This is a genomic window from Aeromonas sp. R3-1 (assembly GCF_040908345.1).
Taxonomy (GTDB): Bacteria; Pseudomonadota; Gammaproteobacteria; order Enterobacterales; family Aeromonadaceae; genus Aeromonas; species Aeromonas veronii.
In genome coordinates, this window is the sequence record NZ_JBFODN010000129.1 from 1 (window position 1) to 4894 (window position 4894).

The 4894-nt window shown below is 58.6% G+C and carries 4 protein-coding genes; 1 reads left to right on the forward strand and 3 read right to left on the reverse strand.

Annotated elements, in window-relative coordinates; translation table 11 throughout:
* Positions 1 to 49 precede the first annotated feature (49 nt).
* Positions 50 to 2230 (reverse strand): phosphate acetyltransferase, encoded by a 2181-nt coding sequence (gene pta, locus AB5Y85_RS07845; RefSeq protein ID WP_005339119.1) that lies wholly within the window; start codon positions 2228 to 2230, stop codon positions 50 to 52.
* Between the two features lie 54 nt (positions 2231 to 2284).
* Entirely contained in the window at positions 2285 to 3487 is a 1203-nt protein-coding gene (locus AB5Y85_RS07850) for an acetate kinase (protein WP_005349210.1), read from the reverse strand.
* 304 nt (positions 3488 to 3791) lie between these two features.
* Here AB5Y85_RS07850 and yfbV point away from each other — a divergent pair, with 304 nt between their 5' ends.
* Positions 3792 to 4232, forward strand: coding sequence for a terminus macrodomain insulation protein YfbV (gene yfbV, locus AB5Y85_RS07855; protein ID WP_005339116.1), 441 nt, complete (start codon positions 3792 to 3794; stop codon positions 4230 to 4232).
* A gap of 59 nt (positions 4233 to 4291) precedes the next feature.
* Here the strand turns inward: yfbV and AB5Y85_RS07860 are convergent, their stop codons facing one another.
* A complete protein-coding gene (locus AB5Y85_RS07860) occupies positions 4292 to 4792 on the reverse strand; it encodes a YfbU family protein (RefSeq protein ID WP_107682606.1) in 501 nt (166 codons plus the stop codon).
* Positions 4793 to 4894 lie beyond the last annotated feature (102 nt).

Genomic DNA, 4894 nt, shown 5'->3' on the forward strand with positions numbered 1-4894 from the left:
CACCTGGGGTGAGCAGCCTTTGTGATCGGTTTTTTCAGACAGGCACTAATTAGGCTTGTTCGTCAGCCTGGGCAGCCTGGATACCGGTCAGGGCGATGGTGTAGACGATGTCGTCAACCAGGGCGCCACGGGAGAGGTCGTTGACCGGCTTGCGCATGCCTTGCAGCATGGGGCCGATGGAGACCAGGTCAGCGGAACGCTGCACCGCTTTGTAAGTGGTGTTACCTGTGTTCAGGTCAGGGAACACGAACACGGTGGCTTTACCGGCAACCGGTGAGTTCGGTGCCTTGGACTTGGCCACGTTCTCCATGATGGCCGCGTCGTACTGCAGCGGGCCGTCGATGATGAGGTCGGGGCGCTTGGCCTTGGCCAGCTCGGTCGCTTCACGCACTTTCTCTACATCGGCACCGGCGCCAGAGGTACCGGTAGAGTAGGAGATCATGGCGACGCGCGGCTCGATGCCGAACGCGGCAGCAGAATCGGCGGACTGGATAGCGATCTCGGCCAGCTGCTCGGCAGTCGGATCCGGGTTGATCGCGCAGTCACCGTAGACCAGAACCTGGTCAGGCAGCAGCATGAAGAAGATGGAGGAGATCAGGGAAGAGCCCGGAGCGGTCTTGATGATCTGCATCGGCGGACGGATGGTGTTGGCAGTGGTGTGCACCGCGCCGGATACCAGGCCGTCAACTTCATTGCGCTCCAGCATCATGGTACCCAGTACCACGTTGTCTTCCAGCTGCTCGCGGGCAACCACTTCGGTCATGCCCTTGTTCTTGCGCAGCTCGACCAGACGCGGCACATAGCGCTCGCGCACAACGGCCGGATCGATGATCTCGACGCGATCGGTCAGTACCACACCCTGCTGTTCGGCAACGCGACGGATCTCTTCCGGGTTACCCAGCAGTACCGGACGGGCAATGCCACGCTCGGCACAGATGGCGGCAGCCTTGATGGTGCGCGGCTCGTCGCCTTCCGGCAGCACGACACGCTTGTTGGCCTGACGGGCCAGCTCGGTCAGCTGATAACGGAACGCCGGCGGGCTCAGACGACGGGAACGGGTAGAACTGACAGTCAGTGACTCGATCCAGTGTTTGTCGATGTGGCCAGCGACGTAGTCCTGTACCAGCTCGATACGCTCGCGGTCATCTTCCGGAATATCGACGTTGAAGTTCTGCAGGCTGACGGCGGTCTGCCAGGTGTTGGTACCGGTCATCATGATCGGCAGGCCAGTGGCCATGGCCTGTTGGCACAGCGCCATTACCTGCGGCTCCGGATGATAGTTACCGGTCAGCAGCAGGGCGCCCAGCTTGACGCCGTTCATGGCGGAGAGGCAGGCGGAGACGATGACGTCAGAGCGGTCGCCAGAGGTGACCAGCAGGCTGCCCGGACGGAAGTGCTCGACCATGTTGTGGATGGAGCGGGCGCAGAAGGTCACGGTCTGCAGGCGACGGCTGTCCAGCTCACCCTTGTGCAGGATCTTGGCGGCCAGATGCTTGGCGAGATCCTTGGCGCGCGGGGCGATCAGCTGGGTGTTCCAGGGGATGCAACCCAGGATGCGCAGCGGGCTCTTGCCGAACACTTGCAGCACTTCCAGGTTGTGAGCCGCGTCGGAAGCGTGGTGATGGGCTTCGAACATCTCGGTCAGGTCAGGGCGGGTTACGCCATGCTCGTCAACCGGCGCGCCAACCTTGTTGATCACGCAGCCAACGATACGGGGGTTGTTGACACCACCGAAGTTGGAGCAGGCCAGTTCGATGCGCTCTTTCAGCTTCTGGCTGGAGTCATGGCCCGGGTGGGTCACGAATACCATGTCAGCATCCAGCGCCTTGGCGACGTCGTAGTTCAGCTTGTTGGCAAAGGGCTGCTTGTCGGTCGGCACCATACCTTCGACAACCAGCACTTCGGCACCACTGGATTTCACGTGCTCTTCGAAGCGGGCAACGATCTCTTCCAGCAGGATGTCGGTGTTGCTGGAGCTGATCATGTTCTCGGCGTAGGAGAGGGTGAAGGGCTCGGGCGGATTGATGTTGGCAGCAGCGCGGATAACGGCGGTTGAGCGCTCGGCACCGGTTTCACCCGGACGCGGCTGGGCAACCGGTTTGAAGAAGCTGACATTGACACCGTGACGCTCCATGGCGCGAACAACGCCCAGACTCACGGAAGTTACGCCGACACCAGTGCCGACCGGGATAAGCATAATAGTGCGTGCCACTTTATACCCCTTGTTCATTTTTTGGGATCAGGAAAAGGCCGCCCTGTGGGCGGCCTCGAGTTACTGCGTCAATTAAGCGCCGACCAGTTCCAGCGCGTCGTGGGCGATAACCCACTCTTCGTTGGTCGGGATAACCAGGGCCTTGGTAGAACCAGCCTTGGTGATCTCGCCACCCTTGCCGAAACGAGCCTTCAGGTTGGCGTCGTGATCAACGTCAAAGCCCAGCAGACCCAGCTTGTTCAGGGTGATTTCACGGATCGGGGCGGAGTTTTCACCGATACCACCGGTGAAAACAACGGCGTCCAGACGACCGTCCATGGCGGCAGCGTAGGCGCCGATGTACTTGGCCAGGCGATAGCAGTAAACGTCCATAGCACGCTTGGCTTCTTCTTTGCTGTCGTAGTTGTCTTCAACGAAACGGCAGTCGGAGGTCACTTCGGTCAGACCCTGCAGGCCGGACTCTTTGGTCAGCATGGTGTTGATATCGGCCACGCTCATGCCCAGCTTGTCGTGCAGGAAGAAGATGATGGCCGGGTCCAGATCGCCGGAGCGGGTACCCATCACCAGACCTTCCAGCGGGGTCAGACCCATGGAGGTATCAACAGACTTGCCGTTCTTGATGGCGCAGACGGAACCGCCGTTGCCCAGGTGGCAGTTGATGATGTTCAGCTCTTCAACCGGCTTGTTCAGCTGCTTGGCAGCTTCCAGGCTGATGTAGTAGTGGCTGGTGCCGTGAGCGCCGTAGCGACGGATGCCGTTCTCTTTGTAGAGCTTGTACGGCAGGGCGTATAGGAAGGCTTCTTCCGGCATGGTCTGGTGGAACGCGGTATCGAATACGGCCACGTTCTTGTCAGCCAGCGCCGGGAATACGCGGCGAGCTTCACGGATACCGATCAGGTGAGCCGGGTTGTGCAGCGGTGCGTACGGAACAGCAGCTTCGATGCCGGCGATCACGTCTTCGCAGATGACAACGGAAGAGGTGAAGCGCTCGCCACCGTGAACAACACGGTGACCGATGGCGATCAGGTTCTTGGACAGTTCCGGATTGAGCGGCAGGATCTTGTTGACGATGAAGTCCAGCGCTTCCTGGTGAGCGGCACCCGCGCCCAGATCGGCACTGCCTTTCTCGCCATTCAGTTTCCACTTGATGCGGGCATCGTCGAGGTTGAAGCACTCGGCCAGGCCGGACAGCAGGTCATCACCGGTGGTTGCGTCAATGACGGCAAACTTCAGGGAAGAGCTGCCACAGTTAAGAACAAGAACCAGCTTACTCATGAATAAATCCTATCGCAGATTGGGTTGTGTAGGCGGATGCGTTGGACGCGGTGCGACCAAAAACTTTCAACTTATCCTTATGAGGGTTGGCAATCTGTTGCTTGCCCCTTGTATAGTGATACAAGACCCGAAATCCAGACGTCCCTGACAGGTCAATAGCAAGACGCTTTTGACGCAAAAATGGGCGTACAAAGGATAACCCGATTGTTGAAAAATAACAAAGTCATCCTCAACCTTTGTTACTTTGCATCAAATTTTGTCGAGGTTTTGCCGTTAGTACGTTCAAAAAGCGCTCGGAGGTAGTATGAGCATGAACATTTTTGGAACTAAGTTACAGCAAGGCCGCCATTATATGACGCTTTGGCCGCGCCGTCCCGAGCTCAATTCGATGTTTCCTGAAAATCGGGTGATCAAGGCGACCGAGTTCGCCCTCAAGGTGATCCCCGCGCTGGCGGTGTTGAGCGTGATGCTGCAGTTCCAGTTTGGCGAGCTGCACTACTGGCCCTCCGTCATCACATCCGTGCTGTTTCTGCTCAGTTTGCCGCTGCAGGGCTACTACTGGCTCGGCCAGCGTGCCGATACCCGATTGCCCCCGTCGCTGGCGAGCTGGTATCGGGAGATCAACGGCAAGATGAACGAGCAGGGTGGCCGCCGCCAGCTGGTTTCTCAGCCGCGCTATGAAGAGCTGGCCGATACCCTCAAGGCCGCCTTCCAGCAGCTCGATAAATCCTTTCTCTACGAATAACCCGTTTCAGATGCAAAAAGGCGCCAGTGGCGCCTTTTTTGTTGCGGTCGGTGTGCGGATCACGCTGCCAGTACCTTGCGGATCTCCTGGATGGAGAGCTTGTACTGACGAGGGCACTGACGCCATACAGTCAGCATCCGCTGGTATTTGTCGCGCATGGCGATGTCGCTGGAGAGCTCGTCGCACGGGCACTTGAGCTCGGGGAAGCGCTTGTCCACCTCCAGCAGGAAGCAGACGTAGTCAGCCAGTTCACGCTCCTGGCTGCGGCTGTAGCCGTTGAACTCCAGCCGACTGGCATTGATCTCGCCCTGATCGGCGGCATCCAGATTGCCCCATGAGATGGCCAGTGCGTGGTGCAGCTCCAGGGTGTCGATGACCTCCTGGCAGGTAGCCAGATCCAGATGGCCGAAGCTCTTCTCCAGCTCAAGGATTTGCAGGCAGTAGCCGCGCTCGATGATGGTGCTGGCGCGCTGGTAGGCGTCCGCTTTCTCCGGATTGAGTTTCGCCAGAATTTCGTACTGGTTGCTCAGGATCAAACGCTCAGTGTTGCTCATGTTCATGGGATATCTCGCTGGAAGATGATTCTGGGGTCACGTTAACCCATATATAAAATGAATTTTTTGATCTGGGCGGGGGAGTTGGTGAGAAAAATCCGCTGGCAA